We start from the raw sequence: 207 nt of genomic DNA, 5'->3' as shown, positions 1-207 counted from the left end.
CGGCGCCCAATGACGACACCGCCGCCGCCACGCCGCCCTGGCTCAGTCCGCGGCTCAATGCCAGGATGTTGTCAGGTCCGGGCGACACCACGATGATGCCGCAGGCGAACAGGTAGGCAATCAGGACTTCCGTGGGGAACATCGTCATCTCCTGGCGGGAACCGCGGGCCCTGCCCGCGGCGCCGCCCATGATAGCCGAGCTCCGCC

At 69.6% G+C, this 207-nt stretch carries 1 protein-coding gene; it reads right to left on the bottom strand.

The features are described from left to right. Window positions 1-190 (bottom strand): hypothetical protein (locus ACM5QX_RS29745; RefSeq protein ID WP_414756791.1); only part of this gene is annotated, 190 nt, incomplete at its 3' end. Window positions 191-207 lie beyond the last annotated feature (17 nt).

Source organism: Anabaena sp. CCY 9910 (genome assembly GCF_963920875.1).
Taxonomy (GTDB): Bacteria; Cyanobacteriota; Cyanobacteriia; order Cyanobacteriales; family Nostocaceae; genus Trichormus; species Trichormus variabilis.
This window is presented reverse-complemented; position numbering and strand designations above follow the sequence as displayed.